Annotated in this window: 13 protein-coding genes; 2 read left to right on the top strand and 11 right to left on the bottom strand. The window is 59.6% G+C overall.

Translation table 11 applies throughout. The features are described 5' to 3' along the window. Positions 1-48: 48 nt before the first annotated feature. Positions 49-1,422, bottom strand: coding sequence for a hypothetical protein (locus U5A05_RS11780; RefSeq protein ID WP_321836459.1), 1,374 nt, complete (start codon positions 1,420-1,422; stop codon positions 49-51). Between the two features lie 431 nt (positions 1,423-1,853). Continuing rightward, positions 1,854-2,876 (bottom strand): zinc-dependent alcohol dehydrogenase family protein, encoded by a 1,023-nt coding sequence (locus U5A05_RS11775; protein ID WP_261742234.1) that lies wholly within the window; start codon positions 2,874-2,876, stop codon positions 1,854-1,856. A 276-nt stretch (positions 2,877-3,152) separates the two neighbouring features. Here U5A05_RS11775 and U5A05_RS11770 point away from each other — a divergent pair, with 276 nt between their 5' ends. Further along, a complete protein-coding gene (locus U5A05_RS11770) occupies positions 3,153-4,067 on the top strand; it encodes a LysR family transcriptional regulator (RefSeq protein WP_257622947.1) in 915 nt (304 codons plus the stop codon). 136 nt (positions 4,068-4,203) lie between these two features. Here U5A05_RS11770 and U5A05_RS11765 read toward each other — a convergent pair whose 3' ends face one another. From U5A05_RS11765 to U5A05_RS11730, 8 genes are all read right to left on the bottom strand, one after another. Continuing rightward, entirely contained in the window at positions 4,204-6,480 is a 2,277-nt protein-coding gene (locus tag U5A05_RS11765) for a TonB-dependent receptor (protein WP_321836458.1), read from the bottom strand. Between the two features lie 150 nt (positions 6,481-6,630). Then, the gene (locus U5A05_RS11760; protein ID WP_261742232.1) at positions 6,631-7,614 is read right to left on the bottom strand and encodes a siderophore ABC transporter substrate-binding protein; all 984 of its coding nucleotides are present in this window, start codon (positions 7,612-7,614) and stop codon (positions 6,631-6,633) included. After that, positions 7,611-8,393 (bottom strand): iron ABC transporter ATP-binding protein, encoded by a 783-nt coding sequence (locus U5A05_RS11755; protein ID WP_261742231.1) that lies wholly within the window; start codon positions 8,391-8,393, stop codon positions 7,611-7,613. Before U5A05_RS11755 ends, U5A05_RS11760 begins: the two co-directional genes overlap by 4 nt. Beyond that, the gene (locus U5A05_RS11750) at positions 8,390-9,340 is read right to left on the bottom strand and encodes an iron chelate uptake ABC transporter family permease subunit (RefSeq protein ID WP_321836457.1); all 951 of its coding nucleotides are present in this window, start codon (positions 9,338-9,340) and stop codon (positions 8,390-8,392) included. The genes U5A05_RS11755 and U5A05_RS11750 overlap by 4 nt, the downstream gene beginning before the upstream one ends. After that, positions 9,337-10,281, bottom strand: a complete 945-nt coding sequence (locus U5A05_RS11745; protein ID WP_261742229.1) for an ABC transporter permease — start codon at positions 10,279-10,281, stop codon at positions 9,337-9,339. Before U5A05_RS11745 ends, U5A05_RS11750 begins: the two co-directional genes overlap by 4 nt. Then, on the bottom strand, positions 10,278-12,035 hold the full coding sequence (locus U5A05_RS11740) for an ABC transporter ATP-binding protein (RefSeq protein ID WP_321836456.1): 1,758 nt from the start codon (positions 12,033-12,035) through the stop codon (positions 10,278-10,280). Before U5A05_RS11740 ends, U5A05_RS11745 begins: the two co-directional genes overlap by 4 nt. Then, positions 12,029-13,807: an ABC transporter ATP-binding protein gene (locus tag U5A05_RS11735; RefSeq protein WP_321836455.1), complete on the bottom strand. Its 1,779-nt coding sequence runs from the start codon at positions 13,805-13,807 to the stop codon at positions 12,029-12,031. Before U5A05_RS11735 ends, U5A05_RS11740 begins: the two co-directional genes overlap by 7 nt. A gap of 136 nt (positions 13,808-13,943) precedes the next feature. Further along, positions 13,944-14,462: a sigma-70 family RNA polymerase sigma factor gene (locus tag U5A05_RS11730; RefSeq protein ID WP_321836454.1), complete on the bottom strand. Its 519-nt coding sequence runs from the start codon at positions 14,460-14,462 to the stop codon at positions 13,944-13,946. Positions 14,463-14,691: 229 nt separating this feature from the next. On the opposite strand from U5A05_RS11730, the gene U5A05_RS11725 reads away from it, so the two are divergent. Continuing rightward, positions 14,692-16,803: a condensation domain-containing protein gene (locus U5A05_RS11725; RefSeq protein ID WP_321836453.1), complete on the top strand. Its 2,112-nt coding sequence runs from the start codon at positions 14,692-14,694 to the stop codon at positions 16,801-16,803. A 45-nt stretch (positions 16,804-16,848) separates the two neighbouring features. Here the strand turns inward: U5A05_RS11725 and basC are convergent, their stop codons facing one another. Beyond that, a complete protein-coding gene (basC, locus tag U5A05_RS11720; RefSeq protein ID WP_261742224.1) occupies positions 16,849-18,168 on the bottom strand; it encodes a putative histamine N-monooxygenase in 1,320 nt (439 codons plus the stop codon). Between the last annotated feature and the right edge of the window lie 22 nt (positions 18,169-18,190).

The following is an 18,190-nucleotide window of genomic DNA, read 5'->3' as shown; positions in this document are numbered from 1 at the left end:
TTGGATGAGCGGTTTGCGTCGCGGGTACCCTTCTGCGCGCTCATATGGCTAAACCTGGCCTGCTGGTGCTGCACACCAGGGCTTGTTGTTCGGATCGTGGGCCCATAGGGTGGCAATCAAAGAGTTACCTGGCCTGGAGTCGATTTTTTGCATGTGATACAGCGCCTGCAGCGATGCCAGAGACAGCCCGCTCACGGACTCCAGCCAACTCACATCAGCCTGGGATGCTGCATTGTGGTCTATCAACACCTGCCGAAACCGGTGAATGAACTGCAGCTTCTCGGGGTAGCAACTCTGCAGGAAAGGTTCAAGGCCACGCGCCTGATTCACAAAGGGCGAACATATCAAACAGCCCAGTTGCTCATCGCTGACACCGTGCAACTCACGCAAATACCGGGTTGCAGCGCCGTGCAACTTGCTTATCCTTTTAGGTGTATTAAACACCGTTCCCAAGTGCTTTATCAGCTGCCCTTTAAATCGCTCATTGCATTTGTTTTCAATCGAAGCGCGGCGCAAAAAAGCATCCACTCCGACGCTGTATTCAACTCCATGTTGATAGGCTCCCCGTAATCCGTGCACATGAGCGGCCAACAACACTACGGCGGTTTGAGGCTCTTCAATATCCAGGGTCTTTATATTCCACGGCCCCTCAATAAACATCAGCACCTGAGAGTGCAAAACATCCACTTCATGGCAGAGACAATCAAATACATTGATCACATTTATATCATTATCCGTTTCCACGGCCGAGATTTCACGGCTGGGCACCGTCGTCAGCTGCAACTGCTGTTTATAGTCGTCATCCAGTTTGCTACACAACTTGACCGCACCTTCAAAATCTTCGCGGTGCTCGCCATAGGGCGCATGCCCGTGCTGCCTAGCTACCTGTTGGATCCACAGCACATATTGCCCAAGGTGGGCGGGAGGGCGACGGTCAATCAACGCGTCAACCTTGACCCCCCACTCGCAGGCACGCCGGTACAACTTGGCCCGCGCCAACAGATCGGCATAAAAGAATGTGGCCCTTGCATCACCCTGGGTCAGATGGCCCGACATCAGTACCTGCGTTCGGTCCATGACCGACGAGAGGCTTTCAAACGCAACCTGCTTATGCAATTGCGCAGTGCCCTGCTCATCCACCAGCAGCAGCTCCACACGGCTATCGTCATAAATAAACAACTCGCTGCATTGGGCCTGGATACGCTCCATCACATTGGCCGTCATTCGCGGCTGGCGCAATATTGCAATGCGCAATATGAATGTATGCGGCGAACGCCCCGCAATACTGAGCTGGGCGGCGCGCAAAAATGCCAATGTATAAGCACACTCCTTGCCGCCTTCATGAACAACCATTACCCGATAGCGCCCTATATGCTCCACGCCTCCTGCCGCGACCAATAAACGTTGAATCAACAACTGCAATGCAATGCGCTCGGGGCGGCTGAAAAACCCAAGTAGGCGCTGCAATACTTGCTGATAGACAAAACACATGGCTTGCTCATGAAAGTTGTTCATGGATTATTCCTCCAGATCGACTTCCGCATTATCAGCAGCCCGATTAGACGCGCCCACACTTACCTCAACTCTTTGACCCATAACAGACCTGGCGTACGTACGCACAGGAATACGCCTACAAAAATACATTCAAAAAAATACATAACGTTTTGAATTACATTTTTATGAATTCATAAAAAAATATTGATCTTCCGTTGAGGTGTATTAATTCACACATGTATTTCGTAAATACGGGGCAGCAAAAAGTCTTTCAGCGAGCACAAAAAAACACGCCCCGGAACATTATGTTCCAGGGCGTGTTTATCGCTTGAGCAATTACGGCGGTTACCCGCCAGGCTTCAGGCCGTGGTCAGTTGCAACGCGACTCGCCCACGACACGGGCAGTCATCCATGTAGCGATGCGCTTCGACATAGGCTTCAAAAGGGAAAACCTTGATCTCCAGTGGCGTCAGCACCCGGTCAGCGGTCAACTGGTTGATATCACGCAGGGCGCGCTTCATGGCCTCTTCGTCCTGGCTAATGCCCAACTCCGGCTTGCCGGTGAAATTGCCGATGCAATGCACAAAAAACTTGATGTTCTTCTGGAAGCACGCACAACCCGGGAAGCGCGTTTGATTGCCGCCTTGCAAACCATACAGAACCAGGCTGCCACGGGGCGCCAGCACATCACCCAGCACCGACATTTGCGGACCGCCCAGGCCATCCAGCACAACGTCCACGCCTTTGTTGTCGGTGATCTTGTTGACCTGCATCAGCAGGTCTTGCTCTTCGGTGACGATCACATGATCGGCACCCAGGCTCAGCAGGCATTCGCGCTCGGCTGCATCCTTGGTCGCGGCAATCACCTTCAGGCCCAGGGCTTTGCCCAACTGTACAAACGATGGCCCGGCACAATGGCTGGCATCGGTAATCAACACTGCTTGCCCAGGCTTGACCTGTGCCAGATCGACGTACGCAAAGTAGGCAATCAGCAGAGGGGTGTAATGCACGCTGGCTTCAACCGCAGACAACACATCCGGGTAGCGGGTCAGCGTGGAGCGCGGCATCAGGATCAGCTCGCCGTACGTTGGGTAATCGTTGGCACTTTGACCGGGAAAGCTGGCGACCTTGTCACCAATCGCCAGGTCATCCACACCCGCACCGACGGCGGTAACAATACCTGCCATTTCATGGCCGATACCGGCAGGCAAACGAGCCTGGCTGGGAGCCAGGTTCTGGCGCCACAGCACGTCATACCAACTGATGCCAATAGCCTGGACACGGACCTGCACTTCGCCAGGCGCAGGCGCGGCGACTTCGTGCTCTTCGCACTTGAGCACCTCGGCCGGGCCAAACTTGTGAAAACGGATCGTGCGCGACATTACAAACCTCGCCTAATTAATCGCTAATACCACAGGACTTTATCCGGGCTTTGTGCGCAAGACTAACAGACAGCATTAATAGTCGACATGCCTGACATTGATCCGCCGACAGATTGGAAGCCAGAGTGGTCGATAAAAGCCAACGAAACCGCAGTAAACAGATGAGAAGCCAACCATCCGTCAGCAAGAAAGAAAATCTACCGAGTGACGAAAAATCAATTTTGCCAGTAAGATCCGTTACTTCACTACCTGTTGCCCCCCAGCGAAGCCTGCCTGATGAACCGTAACGACTTGCGTCGCGTCGATCTGAATTTGCTGATCGTCTTTGAAACCTTGATGCATGAGCGCAGTGTGACCCGCGCCGCCGAGAAGCTTTTTCTCGGGCAGCCGGCCATCAGCGCAGCACTGTCACGCCTGCGCAACTTGTTCGACGACCCGCTTTTCGTACGTACCGGTCGCAGTATGGAACCCACAGCCCGGGCGATCGAGATTTTCGCCCTGCTGTCGCCTGCCCTGGATTCGATTTCAACGGCAGTCAGCCGTGCTTCCGAGTTCAACCCGGCAACCAGTACCTCGGTGTTTCGGATCGGCTTGTCGGACGATGTCGAGTTCGCCCTGCTGCCCCTGCTGCTCAAGCGTTTGCGTGCTGAAGCGCCAGGTATCGTTCTGGTGGTGCGGCGGGTCAACTACATCCTGATGCCCCCGCTGCTGGCCTCCGGTGAAATCTCGGTGGGAGTAAGCTACACCAGCGATCTGCCCGCCAACGCCAAACGCAAGGTATTGCGCCGCAGCAGACCCAAACTGCTGCGCGCCGACACCATGCCCGGCGCACTGAGCCTGGACGACTTCTGCGAGCGACCCCATGCCCTGGTGTCATTCGCCGGTGACCTGAGCGGGTTTATCGACACCGAACTGGAAAAAATGGGCCGCAAGCGCCACGTAGTGCTGGCCGTACCGCAGTTCAATGGCCTGAGCACCCTACTGGCGGGCACCGACATCATCGCCACTGTCCCCGACTACACCGCCGAAGCCCTCACCGCGGCTGGCGGCGTGCGCGCCGAAGATCCACCGCTGGACGTGCAAAGCTTCGAACTGCACATGGCCTGGCGCGGCGCCCAGGACAACGACCCTGGGGAACGCTGGTTACGTTCGCGGATTCAGATGTTTTTTGGCGATCCTGAGAGTCTTTAGGGGCCGTCTGGCGGGCTGTTCATCTGATCATTTTTGCCTGCCATCATTTAGCGTAGTGCCACTGAGCGGTAGATCGCGGCGAATGTCGCTCTAAGCGATCAGGCGGGAGAGCGCTCCCCCGCCTGTTGGCCCGTAGTCAGAAATCCACCGAGGCCGACAGTTGTAGCGTACGTGGCGTACCCAGGCCACCGGACAATCCGCTGCCGTCGCCACCGTTGTACGAACCGATCCAGTAAGCGCGGTTAGCTATGTTCTCGACATTGGCGCGCAAGGTCACTGGCTTGGACATGACCTTGGTGGTGTAACGGCCGCCCACATCAAACACAGTGTAGGACGGCAGTTCCATACGATGGTCGTCGGTGACGTAGCGGCTGCCAACGTAGTTGGTGTTGGCGGTCAGGGTTAGCCCCGGCACCATCTCCAGGTCGTATTCGACGCCCAGTTTGGCGATGATCTTCGGTACGCCGGTCACTTGGTTGCCTTCGTTGGATTTGACCAACGCCTTGGTCAGCTCAGCCTGGGTATAGGACGCGCCGCCCATCAGGCGCAGGCCGGGTTGGGCTTCACCGAAGAAACTCCATTCCACGCCACGGTTACGCTGCTCGCCGTTGGTGGCGTAAATATTGGTGACGGGGTCGGTGTAGGCGCTCGGTTTTTCAATCTGGAACACGGCCAGCGTAGTGGCGAAGGTGCCCAGGTCGAACTTGGCGCCGACCTCATACTGCTTGGTCTGGTAAGGGCTGAGGATTTCCCCCGAGTTGGCGGCGCTGGTGGGTGCCGTGCCCCCTTGGGACAAACCTTCGATGTAGTTGGCATAGAGCGAAACATCGTCGGTGACCTTGACCAGCAACGCCGTCGCCGGCGACACCTTGCTGTCGCTGTAACGGGACGTCTTGACCCGAGCCGGCGTCAGGCTGGCGCTTTCCACGGTCTGGTTGCGCCAGCCAACGGTCCATTGCACGCGGCCATCGAGGAACGACAGCGTGTCGAGGAACGCAAAGCTTCTCAGCTTGGCTTCGCTGCGGGAGGTGACGGCGCCGTATTTGCCCAGAGGCGGTGTTGGGCCGAAGTCGATGTTGTCGTAGTTGGTGACCACATAGTTGGGGATCATCAAGTCCTTGTAGCTCATCTCCGATTTGTACTGGGTGGCTGCCAAGGACCAGGCGTGGCCTACCGGGCCTGTGTCGAAAGTGCCCTTGAGGCCGGCTTCACCGGATTTCTGCGTGCCCTGCCCGTCCGAGCGATAAGCCAGCACGTTGATGTCCCCTGCGTTGTTGATCAGCGTGTCACGGGTCATCAGGGCATTGCGGCCACCGTCGCGCTGGCCATAGGCGGCAAAGGCGGTGAGCGAGTCATTCAGGTCGGCCTCACCACGGATCAACACGGTTTCGGTGTCGTTGATGGTATAGGCCCAGTCCGGCGCCAGGGAGTTGTTGCCCTTCTTCGGGCTGGGCACTTTATTGACCGTCGGTGAGATGCCGAAAATGCCGAAATAGTTGGCGCCATCCAGGCGCTCGCGCTGCTTGTAAGCGTCCAGGGACAGGCGTACGCGCTCAGTGCGCCAGTCCAGGCCCAGGGCGTTGAGTTGCATCTTTTGCTGCTGGTCGTCCACGTTGGTATCGCCATCGCGGTACACGCCGTTGTAGCGAATACCGAACTGGTTCTGCTCGCCAAAACGTCGACCCACGTCAGCGTGGGCGCCGTACAGACCGTTGGATTCGTAACTGGTGGTGATCCGCGTCAGCGGTTCGTCGGCGGCGCGCTTGGGCACCATGTTGATGCTACCGGCGACGCTGCCATCGGGCGGCATGCCGTTGAGCAGCGCAGACGGCCCCTTGAGCACTTCGATGCGTTCGGCCAGTTCGGTCGAACCGCGCAGGTTCGGCGCCATGCCGGCCAGGCCGTTGAAGGTGATGTCGTTGGCGCTGGTGTTGAAGCCCCGGATGAAGAAGGTTTCGAGGATGGCCCGCTTGGACGGCACGTTGACCGACGGGTCAGTGGCACCGATCACCGAGCCGATGTCCTTGGCCTGGTGGTTGCGCACGAATTCATCGGTGTAGCTGATGGCGTTGAACGGTGTTTCCATGAAGTCCTTGTTGCCCAGCAGCCCGATACGACCGCCCGTGGCGACCTGCCCACCCGCATACGCAGGTGGCAGGTCATCTGTGGCGAGCCGCTCGCCCTCGATGGTGGTTTCCGACAGCACCAGGCTGTTCTTTTCCGCTTCGGCCCGGACCTGGGTGGCCGGCTCCGGTTCAGGCGCCGCCGACACTGCCAGCGAGCCGCCGCTCAAACCGAGCAGCAAGGCGATCTGCACGGCGGAGTACGTGCGGTTCAAGGTAAACGGGAAAGTACGCGGTGTGGCCTGGGATAAATCAGGGTGGGCGCGAGTTGGGCGGCCGTGTTCCGACATGCTGGATTCCTTTCGATGCGAAGTATTGAAGTGCATTCACTAGATTTCCGTACCAGAACCACAAACCCTCAATCTAAATGATAAATATTCACAATAAAAAGCCGCAACCTGAATGGCAGCGGCTTTGGGTACCACGAACGCGTGTCTGGATCAGCCTTTGTAGCCTTCGACCACCTCGTCCGCCATGCGGTTAAGGCAGGTCACACTGGCCGTGCACAGGTACCAGGTCTGGGCGTCGACGAAGATCACCCGGCCGTTGTTCCATGCCTTGGTCTTGCGCAACAGTGGGTTGTCCAGGCTCTTGAGGTCGAGGGCCGGGCGGTGCTCCATCACTGCCGTACGGTCGATGACGTACAGAATGTCCGGGTCGGCCTGCTGAATGAACTCATTGGAAATCGGCTGACCATGCAAGCCGGCCTCGATGTCGGTGCTGGCCGGTTTAACGCCCAGGGTATCGAACACAAAACCGTAGCGCGATTTCACGCCGTAAGAGGTGAAGGCACCGTTGTTATGCAGCACGATCAAGGCCTTCTCGGGGCGACCGGCAGTGACTTGGCGGGTCTGCTCGACCTTGGCATCCATTTCCGCGACTTTCTGGCGGGCGAGTTCCGGCTTGTCGAGGATGCGCCCCAGCAGGGTCAAATGGGCCTTGGCGGTCTCGATGAGATTGCCTTTTTTGTTGGTCAGGTCCACGTCGTCGTACACGGTTGGAGCGATCTGGCTGAGTTCCTTATAGCTCTGGGCCTGGAGCGGAGAGATCAGGATCAGGTCGGGCTTGAGCGCATGCAGGCGTTCCAGGTTGGGCTGGATGGTCGATCCCACATCCGCGACATTCGTGTCGTCACGGTAGCGAGTGAGGAAGCTGGTGACGTAGTCCTTGGCGATGCCGACCACCGGGGCACCGAGTTGATCCAGGGTGTCGAGCTCGCTCATGTCGAAGGCCACTACACGCTGGGGCAACTGAGTGACCACGGTGGTGCCCAGCGGATGCTCGATGGTGATCGGCGCATAGGCCGCCTGCGCCGCAACCGGGGCCTTGGCCTCTGGCGCCGGTTTGTCACACCCCTGCAACCCGGCCGCCACGGCCATCGTCAGCAGCAGCGCGCGCAATCTGTTCGTGTGATCAGTGCTCATGTCAGTTCCCTTGAAGGTGATGGGTTGAAGTAGTTGCAAACGAAGCCTTGTTGGCTGTGCAGAATCTCGAAATCCAAGTCGAACAGCTCGCGCAGGTTGGCCTCAGTCACTACCTGGTCGACTGGGCCGTGACGGTGGATGGCGCCGCCTTTCATCGCCACGATATGGTCGGAATAATTGGCCGCGAAGTTGATGTCATGCACCACCAGGATCACCGTGCGACCTTGCTCATCACACAAGCGGCGCAAGGCGCGCATGATTTGAACACCGTGTTTCATGTCGAGGTTATTGAGCGGCTCATCCAGCAGCAGGTAATCGGTTTGCTGGGCGATGGTCATTGCCAGGAACGCCATCTGCCGCTGCCCGCCGCTGAGCTCGTCGATGTAGCAAAGGCGCAGCGGTTGCAGTGAAAGGAACTCGATGGCCTCGTCGATCACCACCCGGTCCTGGGTGGTGAGCGCGCCTCGGCTGTAGGGGAAACGCCCGAAGGCCACCAGCTCTTCGACGGTCAGGCGCAGGTTGAAATCCGGCGACTGACGCAAGGTGGCGACGCGCTTGGCATAGTCGCGTACCGGTACGTCGGCGATGCTGCGGCCGCCCATCAGTACGTCGCCACGGGTAGGCGTCAACAGACGGGCGATCAACATCAATAAGGTGGATTTGCCCGCCCCGTTGGGGCCGATCAATGAGGTCACTTGCCCCGGTGGGAACTGCACGCTGACGTCACTCAGCACATGCTTGGCGCCATAGGTTTTGTATACGTGTTGGAGAGAGATCATGCCGTGCCTCGGGTTCGGATCATCAGCGCGAGGAAATACACACCGCACACCAGGTTGATGAGAATGCTCACCGAGGTGTTGTAGTTGAACCATTGCTCCACCAGATACTGAGCGATGATGAAAATGCCAATAGCAATCGCACAGCCTAGGGGCAAGGTGACCCGGTGCCGCGTGGTGCGGGCCAGGGCATAGGCGATGTTGGCGACGAACACGCCCATGAACGCGGTCGGCCCCACCAGGCTGGTGGATACCGCCACCAGAATGGCGATCAGTGCCAGTTGCAGGCGCACGCTGCGTGGGTAGTCGACCCCCAGGGAAATCGCTTGGTCACGTCCCAGGGCCAGGACATCGAGCACCGGCAACGTGCGCTGGGCGATCAAACACACCACCGCCACCAATACGCCCGAATAGATCACCTGCCCCGGTTGCGCTTTGTTGAAAGAGGCGTAGTTGAATCCCTGGAAAATCGAGAACTCCCCGGGGCTGATCTTCAACTGGATGAATTGGGTGAAGGTGCCCATCACCATGCTCAACACCAACCCCAGCAGCAACAGCAGGTACACGTTGTGACTGCCGTCGCGGAACAGCCAACGATGGATGAGCCACGAATAGCCGAGCATCAACAGCACCGATAACAGCACGTTGCCGTCACGCCCCAGCAGCACCAGGCTCTGGGTGCCCAGCACCAGAATCAGCAACGCCTGGAACAACAGGTAGATCGCCTCATAGCCCATCATGGCTGGCGTGAGGATGCGGTTGCCGGCGATGGTCTGGAAAATCACCGACGAATACGCAATGCACACGCCGGCAATGCCCATTGCGGCCAGGCGGGTAAGCCGCTTGGGAATGACGTAATCGAAATCCAGGCCCGAGCCCAGCAACAGGAACCCAAGGGCCAGCAACAGGACCAGCAGCCAAAGGCCATAACGGGTAGCCATGTGTCTCATGTGTACTTCCGGATCAGCAGCACCAGGAACACCACACCGCCAATGCAGCCGGCAGTCAGACCGATCGGCACTTCGAAGGGGTAGATCAGCAGGCGGCCGAGGATGTCGCAGGCCAACAGCAACGAGGCACCGCACAGGGCGACGATGGGCAGCGTGCGCTCCAGGTTTTCACCGTAGTGCAGGGCCACTAGATTGGGAATCACCAACCCGACGAAAGGAATCGCGCCCACGGTAATCACCGTGGCGGAGACGGTGACGGCCACCAACATCAAGCCCAGCGCCGCGTTGGCGGCGTAGTTCAGGCCCAGGCTGCTGGCCATACCCTCGCCCATGCCCAGTACGGTGAAACGATGGGCATACAGGTAGGTCAGCACGACAATGGGCAGGATCAGGTAGATGATCTCGTAATTGCCCTGCACGATCTTCGAGAAATCGCCGAGCATCCAACCCTGCATGCTCTGCAGGATGTTGTGGCGGTAGGCGTAGAACTCGGCAATGGCGCTCAGCACGCTGCCGTACATCAAGCCGATCACCGGCACCATCACGGTGTTCTTGAACTGGATGCGCCGGATGATCGCGACATAGATCAGGCTGGCGGCAAAGCAAAAGGCCAAGGCGAACAGCATTCTACCGGCGGCACCGGCTCCCGGAGCTACCGTCAGGGAAATCAGGATGCCCAGCTTGGCGGCATCCAACCCACCGGAAGTACCGGGCTCGACGAAGCGGTTACGCACGATCTGCTGCAGGATCACCCCGCACACGGCCAACCCGACCCCGGTGAGGATCAGAGCGGCCAGGCGTGGCAGCCGGCTGGCGGTGAAGGTCAGCCAGGCATCATCGGAAAAGCTCAGCAGCTCGACCCACGACACCTGTTTGACCCCCACCGTCAGCGACAGGCCGCACAGCACTACAAACAGGACGGCTAACGCTGCACGACTCAAGAAGCGTCCTCACCCGCAATCCGCCAGCCTTTTGCCGCCCTGCGCTGTGCGAGAAAGTGGGCATACAGCCCAGGCTTGGCGCTCAATTCGGCATGGGAACCTTGTTCGCTGAGCTGGCCTTGATCCAGCACCAGGATCTGGTCGGCCATGACCACGGTCGAAAGCTGGTGCGCGATAACGATCAGCGTACGTTTGCCACGCAGCCGTGCCAGCGCTTCGGCGATGGCGGCCTGGTTCTCGGCATCGAGGGCGGCGGTGGCTTCGTCGACGAGCAGTATCGGTGCATCCTTGATCAGCGCACGGGCGATGGAGATCCGTTGGCGTTCGCCACCGGACAACCGTGCCCCGCCCTCGCCCACCGGCGTGTCCAGGCCTTGGGGCAGTCGCTCGATGATTTCCAGAACGCCGGCTTGTCGCGCCGCTTCCATCACGTCGGCATCGCTGGCCGCTGGCTTGCCTATACGAATGTTGTCGGCAATGCTGCCCTGGAACAGGTAGGCATCCTGGAAGATCTGGCTGATCTGGCCGGCCAGTTGCTCACCGGACATCTGGCGCACATCCACGCCGCCGACGATCACGCGGCCTTGGGTCACATCGAAGAAGCGTGCGATCAAGCGCACCAATGTGGTCTTGCCCGAGCCGGAAGCGCCCACCAGTGCGGTCATACTGCCCGGTTCGATGCGCAGGCTGACATCGCGCAGCACGTCGGGCTGGCCCTCTGCATAAGCGAAGCTGACGTTGCACAGCTCGACGGAGCTATCGAGAGGCGCCTCGGGTGCCTGTGGCTGTGGCAGTGGCTTGACTGCAAAAATCTCGCGCACGGCGCCCAACTGGCCACGGGCACCGCGCAGCACTTCGCTGTAGCCGGCCACTTCCAGCAGCGGGTCGATGAAGCGGCTGACCAGCAATAGCGTAATCATCACGGCGATGACCGAGCCCACTTCCAGACCGGCGCCCAGCAGGTCGCCCAGCCACAGAGTGGCAGCCACCAGCAGCGCAGCAAAACCGGCCTGCACCGCCCACGCATTGAACACCACTGACATCGCCGATACGTGGATCAGATGCTTGGCAGCCTGCTGCTGGCGACCGATGGCCTGTTCGAGGAACTGTGTACCGCCGTCCTCGCCATTGAAGGCACGCAATACCGACTGCGCCTGGGCGAACTCGACCATCCGCTGGCTGGTCAGAGCGGCGTTGTGCTGGAAGTCGTGGTCGGCTCGCTGCCCCAACCGTGCAGTCAACACGAACACGCCCAGCAGCACCGGCAGGGTCGCCAGGGCAACCAGTCCCATTTGCCAGTGCAGGGTGAACAGCGCGATAAGAATCACCACCGGCGTAACCACACCGGTCAACAGTGGCGTGAACACGTGTGCGGGCAACTGCGCCAGTTCCATCATGCCCGAGGTCGCCAGATGGCTGAGCCGCGCCGTGTTTTGCGCGCTGAACCAGCCTACGGGCAACTGCGCCACATGGTCGCCAAGGCGGTGACGGCCGCGCTGGAGCACGGCGATGCCAACGCGGATGCCGGCTTTTTCCACGCTGCGCCGCAGCGCCCAGCACGCAACCACACCAATGACCAGCGCGATCAGCCATTGCGCGGCGGCGTAGGTATCACCACCCAACAGGTGGGTGAGGATCGGCACCAGCATGACAATCGTCACCCCGCAGAGCAGGCCATAGACCAGGGCCATCGCCAGATAGCGGCGCAGGACCGAAGCGTCTTCGCCGAGCAGTTGAATAAAGGTTTTCAGCATGACGACACCGCCTGTTCCTTGGCTTGTTCATAACCGCCCAACGCCCACAGCCTGGCGTAGCGGCCTTTGCGTGCGAGCAACTCGGCGTGGGTGCCTTGCTCGCAGAGGATGCCGTTGTCGATCAGGATGATCTGGTCGGCGTGCATCACCGTGTCGAGCCGGTGAGCGATCACCATGAGGGTGCGACCCTGGGCGAATCGCGACAGCGCTTGTTGCAGCTTCACCTCATTCTCGGCATCGGCTGCCGCCGTGGCTTCATCCAGTACCAACACGGGTGGGTCGAGCAACACGGCGCGGGCGATGCTGACGCGCTGCAACTCACCGCCGGAGAGCTGTACATCTTCACCGATCACCGAGTCATAGCCCCGTGGCAGGTCCAGGATGCGTTCGTGGATGTTCGCGATACGCGCGGCGGCCTCGATTTCCTGCTGGCTGGCCGAGGGACGGCCCAGGGCGATGTTGTCGCGCAGGCTGGCGTGAATCAGGCGTACTTCCTGCAACACGAAACCGATGCGCCGGTACAACTGGGTGCTCTCGATGTGGCGCAGGTCGACACCACCCAAGGTGATACGCCCTTCGGTAGGGTCGAAAAAACGCAGCAGCAGGCGGGCCAGGGTCGACTTGCCGGAACCTGATGCGCCGACAATGGCGGTCACGGTGCCCGGCTTGAGGGTGAAGCTCAGGTCCTGGAGCACCGGGGATTCGTCGTTATAGTGGTAGCTCAGGTGTTCGACGCGAATTTCAGCGTTTGCAGGCAATTGTGCTGACGTGCTTGGCAGGGTTTCGAGCACAGGGGTTTGTAGCAGGGTCTGCACGCGTTGGGCGGCGGCGGTCGCGTTGTTCAGGTCGTGGGTGATATAGCTCAGGAGCAACAGCGGCGCGCAGATGCCCGGGGCAACCAGGGCAAACGGCAGGATGTCTACCGGGGCCAGCCAGCCCTGGCTCACCCCCAGCGTACCGAAGGCCAGCACCACGCCGAGTACCGCCACGGGCGTGATCATGGCGTGGGCGTTGGCCATCGCACTGACCAGTGGCCGGGTGAAGTCGGTAAACGCAGCAGCAAAGGCATCCACCGCACCCCGGTAGCTGCCATGGGCCTTGCCCTCGGCGCCAAATGCCTTGACCACGGGAATGCCGTTGACGAACTCGATCACGGCATTGTTGATGCGCATCATGCCCGCGCCGAACGTTTGCATGTTCGCCCCACTGGCCTTGGTGGCGCGGGTGAAAAACAGGAAAAACAGCGGGAATGGCAACAGCGAGACAATCGCCATGCGCCAGTCCATGGCAAACAGGTAAAGGATAGCGATGATCACGGCCCCAAGCGTACGGCCGAGGGTCGTGAAAAAGTGCGCCGTCAGGCTGTGCAAGGTGCCGATGTCATCCTGCATCGCCTGCTTGACCTCACCCGAAGCACGACTGGTGAACCAACCCAGCGGCACCCTGGCCAACCGACGGGTGATGGCTTGGCGCAGGTGGCCGGTGATGTGATTGTCGGCCAGGTGGGCGACCATCTCCCCCAGCGAAATCAAGGTCATGCCGAGGAACAGGCAGGCCAGACTGACACCCACCACTTGCCAGACTGGGCCTTGCAGCTGGACCCAACTGGCTGCTTCACTCATGGCCAGTTGCGCAATGTGGGCGATGCCAGCCAGGGGCACCATGGTCAGCATGGTCCCAAGAGCGGCCAGTACCGCGGCGAGTATCAGCCGCCCACGAATAGGGCGTAATACTTGGGATACCGAACCGACGGGTGTGTCTTTAACGCTCATGAGCTCTCCTGAATAACCACTGCCGGCCACCGTGTGGCGTGCCTGGCGTCCTTTGCGTTTGAGCGTTTTGCACGGTGCATACCGTGTATTCCGAACAACGCGGCAAAACCCTCAATGGCGCTGCGGATTTAATTGTTCACGGCCCGGTCGCCGATGCGAAGGGATGACAGGCCCGCAGGCCCGCCGCGATGTATTTTTCGACAGAGGACACCGACACTTTCAATTCGGCGGCGATGTCCCGATGGCCCATGCCATGCAGCTTGCACAGCAACAGTGCTTCGCGGGCCTTGGGCGGTTTGGCATGCAGCGCGTCATCGATTTGCACCAGCGCCTCGGTGGCCAGCGCCCGCACCTCTTCCGACGGCACCAGCGGTTCGGCCTGCTGCATCAGGGATTCCAGGTGGCAGGCTTCGCGGTGACGGCGACGATACAGGTCAATCACCATGCCTTTGGCGATCTGGGTCAGGTGGCAGCGCGAGTCTTCAATCGAAGGCACGCAGCCCTTCTTGATGAGGTTGAGATAGATATCGTGGGCCAGATCCGCAGCGTCCGCCGAATTGCCCAGCCTGCGCCGCAGCAGGCTGCACAGCCAGCGGTGATGGTCGACATACAGCTTTTCGAATTGCTGTTTGGACGCAAACGCTCCGTTGTTCACAACACCTCTCCTGAGACGAATCCACCCGCGATCAGCTTTTGACTAATGCGAATATGTATGATTATTATTTGCGATCATACGGTGTTCATAAAGCTCCTGCAACGCAACCGGATTGCACGTCCTCTGACGCCCGGGTTCCCAGGCGTTACACCAGACCGAGGATGGGTCTGTCGGCACTTGGTGCCATCTCTACTTCTTACTGTTCAGTTTGATAAGGCGGGAAACTTCCATGATGGAACTCACTCCAGATACGTTTTCGAAACGGTCTGCCACCGATTACGAAGCGCATATCTGGCTTTTGCAGCAGCAATATCCTGATCGCATTCTCAAGCACTTGAGTGCCTGGAAACTCGACGCGGATGCCGATTCCGCAAGACTGGAGTCAGCACTCCAGGCGGTGATCGAATCAATCCCCGAGCTGAATGCCCGCTACCAGTTCAACGATGACGGCGAAGTCGACAAGGTCCAGGCGCGCGACTGGCAAGCGTGCATCGAGCGCATTCAGGTGACCGGTGACGCCAGCCACTACCTGCTCCCCGAACAAGCCGCGCCGTGGGACGCTGAGCATCAGCCGCCGTTCAAGGCGCTGATTATGCAAACGCCGGATGCGCCCATCCTGGCGCTGGTCCTTCACCCGATTCTTGACCAGACCTGCCAGGCAAACGACCTGTACCGCAAGATCATGCACACTCCTGATGCGCCACTGCCTTGGCTGCACCGCCATGCGGACATCGGCGAGAACGCCGCCCAAACCGAAACACCTGAAGTTGCAGCCATTATCCTCGCCGAGTTCCGAGAAGCCCTGGCGGAACCGGGCATGCTGGCGACGGATGACTTCTTCGACTTTGGCGGCCACTCGCTGCTGGCCACCCGCATCATCGGCAAGCTGTTGAGCAGCCACGGCATCGAAGTCCAGTTCAACGATTTCTTCAGCGCACCCTCGGCAACCGCCTTGGCGGCACGCGCCCAGGTCATCGCGAGAAACGCTGCACCAACGACCGCCACCTGCTCGCCGCAAGACGTACAAAAAGCACCGTTTGCACTGGCCCAGGCATCCCTCGGACGCGCTTACGCCGCCTTCGAATTCGGCACGATCTTCAACCTGCCGTTTGCCATGGAGTTTCTCGACACGGTGGACGAAGCGCTGTTCGAGCAGGCATTCCATGACCTGCTTGAGCGCCATGCCAGCCTGCGTAGCACCTTCCACTTCGAGAGTGGTGAGGCATACCAGCAAATCGTGCCAACCTCGCAGCTACCGCAGTTCAAGTGGTTCTGGCCGAGCCGCGAAAGCCAGGGTGCCACCCTGCAAAGCGAAGCCACCTATCAGTTCGATCTGACCCGCGAGTTGCCCCTGCGGGTGCGCTTCATTCAGGACGCGCAACATCAACGCCAAACCTTGTCGCTGCTCGTCCATCACATGGCCATTGATGAATGGTCGCTCAACGTGATGATGGAAGAACTGGCCCAGGCTTACCTGGCCCGTGCGGCCGACAAAGCGCCCGTCTGGAAAAGCCCGGCACCGTCCTTCCATGAATTCGCCGTGCGCCAGCAAGCTGCCGGGATCAACCAGAAGCACCTCGACTACTGGACCAGCATGCTGCGCGATGCCACCCGTGGCCTAACGCTACCCTCCTCCGAGGCACAGCCCGCACAGGTATCGACCAAGGCCCAGTGGTTTGAGATCAAGCCCACCCAAGGCACGACCGACCACCTGTACGCCTTCGCCCGGCAGAACAACGCTTCACTGTTCGGCGTGGTCTATTCGGCAATCGTGCTCTCCCTGCACAAGCTCGGGGATTTGAAAGACCTGGTAGTGGGCACGTCGGCTTCCGGTCGCACAGATCCCGCGTATTACGACACGGTCGGCTACTTCACCACCATGGTCGCGCACCGCGTGCAATTCGATTCCCGGCAAGCCGTCGGCGCCATGATTGAAAACGTCAGCCGCTTGATCAACGATTCGATGGCCTACGCCGATGTGCCGATGGAGCAGATTCAACAGGCCCTGGGCATGACGCCAGCGGATGGACTGCTGTTCGACGTGTACATCCAGATTCACGCCAACAACGCCTTGAACGGCGCCCTGAGCACACCGGATAACGGCGCGATCCGCTACCGCCAGATTGACCCGGACAAGAACCAGTCGATGTTCGGTATTCAGTTCGAGATCATGGAAAACACGCTCGACGGCAAGCGCGCATTGCGCCTAGTGATTACCTACCGTTCGGATCGCTACAGCGCAGCGCAGATGACCCGCATGAGCGCTACGATCGAGCAGATGTTCGCGCTGTTCGCGACACCTGGCGCCGACGGCATCACCCTGGACCACATCCGCGTCTGACCTTCAACAGGGCCTTGGTAACACCAAGGCCCTGCCTTTCACGCACTAAACCTCATGCATGCCATAACGCTGGAACGACGAGCGCTTGGGCAGGCGGTAGTGCGGACGGCCGAGCAGTTGATTGGCAATGCTCGCATTACGAATCGCGGCAACGCCCAGGTCCGGCGAGCCCACGCCATGCTGGAAGATCTCTGCGTTCTGCACAAAGATACGCCCTGCCCCGTCATCACAGCGACGTGCGGTGAAGTCATCCTCCACAAGGCAGTCACCGTACTCATCGGTTTCCAGCACCGTGCCTTTGAGCCGCTCAAACCACTGCGGCCAGGCATGCCCGTAGCCCGTCGCGGCCACAATCGCGTCCGCCTCCAGGCTGCTGGTCTGGCCCAGTTCACGATGCCGATAGGCAATACGCAGCGTACCGGCGACATCCTCGACCGTCTCGACTTCACAGTTCGACAGCAACGTCAGACCCGGATCACTGCCGCCAATGGAGCGCTCATAGATCAAGTCGTAGATAGCGGCGATAGTGGAAAAACTGATGCCCTTGTACAACAAGCCCTGCTTGGCCACGACCTCACGACGGCGCTCACGCGGGAGGCTGTGGAAGTACTCCATGTAGGACGGCGTAAAGCACTCCTGCCCCAGCTTGGAGTATTCCATGGGATGGAAACCCGCCGAACGAGTGATCCAGCAGATCGAGGCGCCTGCGGCAATCCGCTCGGGGGTCAGCTCATTGAACAATGCGAGCACGCACTCGGCGGCACTCTGGCCAGAGCCAATCACGGTGACACGCCGACATTCCGACAACTGCGCCTGGCGCTTGCCAAACTCCGCCGAATGCATGATGGGTACCGTACTTTTCACCTGAGCCCATTGCGGTAATATCGGTGTAGTGCCGATGCCTACCGCCAGGTTTCGGCTGGAATAGTAGCGCTTGAAGCCTGACACGGACTGGCTTTCAATCAGGAATTTCCCGGCTCCCGCGTCGTAAGTCACATCACAGATATCCTCGCCGAAGTGGCACGTCGGCAACTGCTGCGAAGCCCAACGACAATAGTGGTCGTACTCGCGGCGCGGCACCTGGAAGTTCTCGTAGTAATAGAATTGGTACAGGCGATCGTGCTGGTGCAGGTAATTCAGATAGCTCAGTTCGTGGGTCGGGTCGGCCATCGTCACCAGGTCCGCCAGAAACGGCACCTGCAACGTGGTGCCCGGCAAGAGCAACCCTTCATGCCAACGAAATTCAGCTTTGCGATCCAGGAAAAGGCTGGTCACGCCGGAATGTTTGGACAATAAAGCGGCCAACCCGAGGTTAAAGGGCCCGATGCCTACACCGGCGATATCTACAGTGGGTAAATCCGTCATCCAATCTGTCTCCTTGGGTATT

The organism is Pseudomonas kulmbachensis (assembly GCF_963681935.1).
In the GTDB taxonomy this organism is placed as follows: Bacteria; Pseudomonadota; Gammaproteobacteria; order Pseudomonadales; family Pseudomonadaceae; genus Aquipseudomonas; species Aquipseudomonas kulmbachensis.
This window is presented reverse-complemented; position numbering and strand designations above follow the sequence as displayed.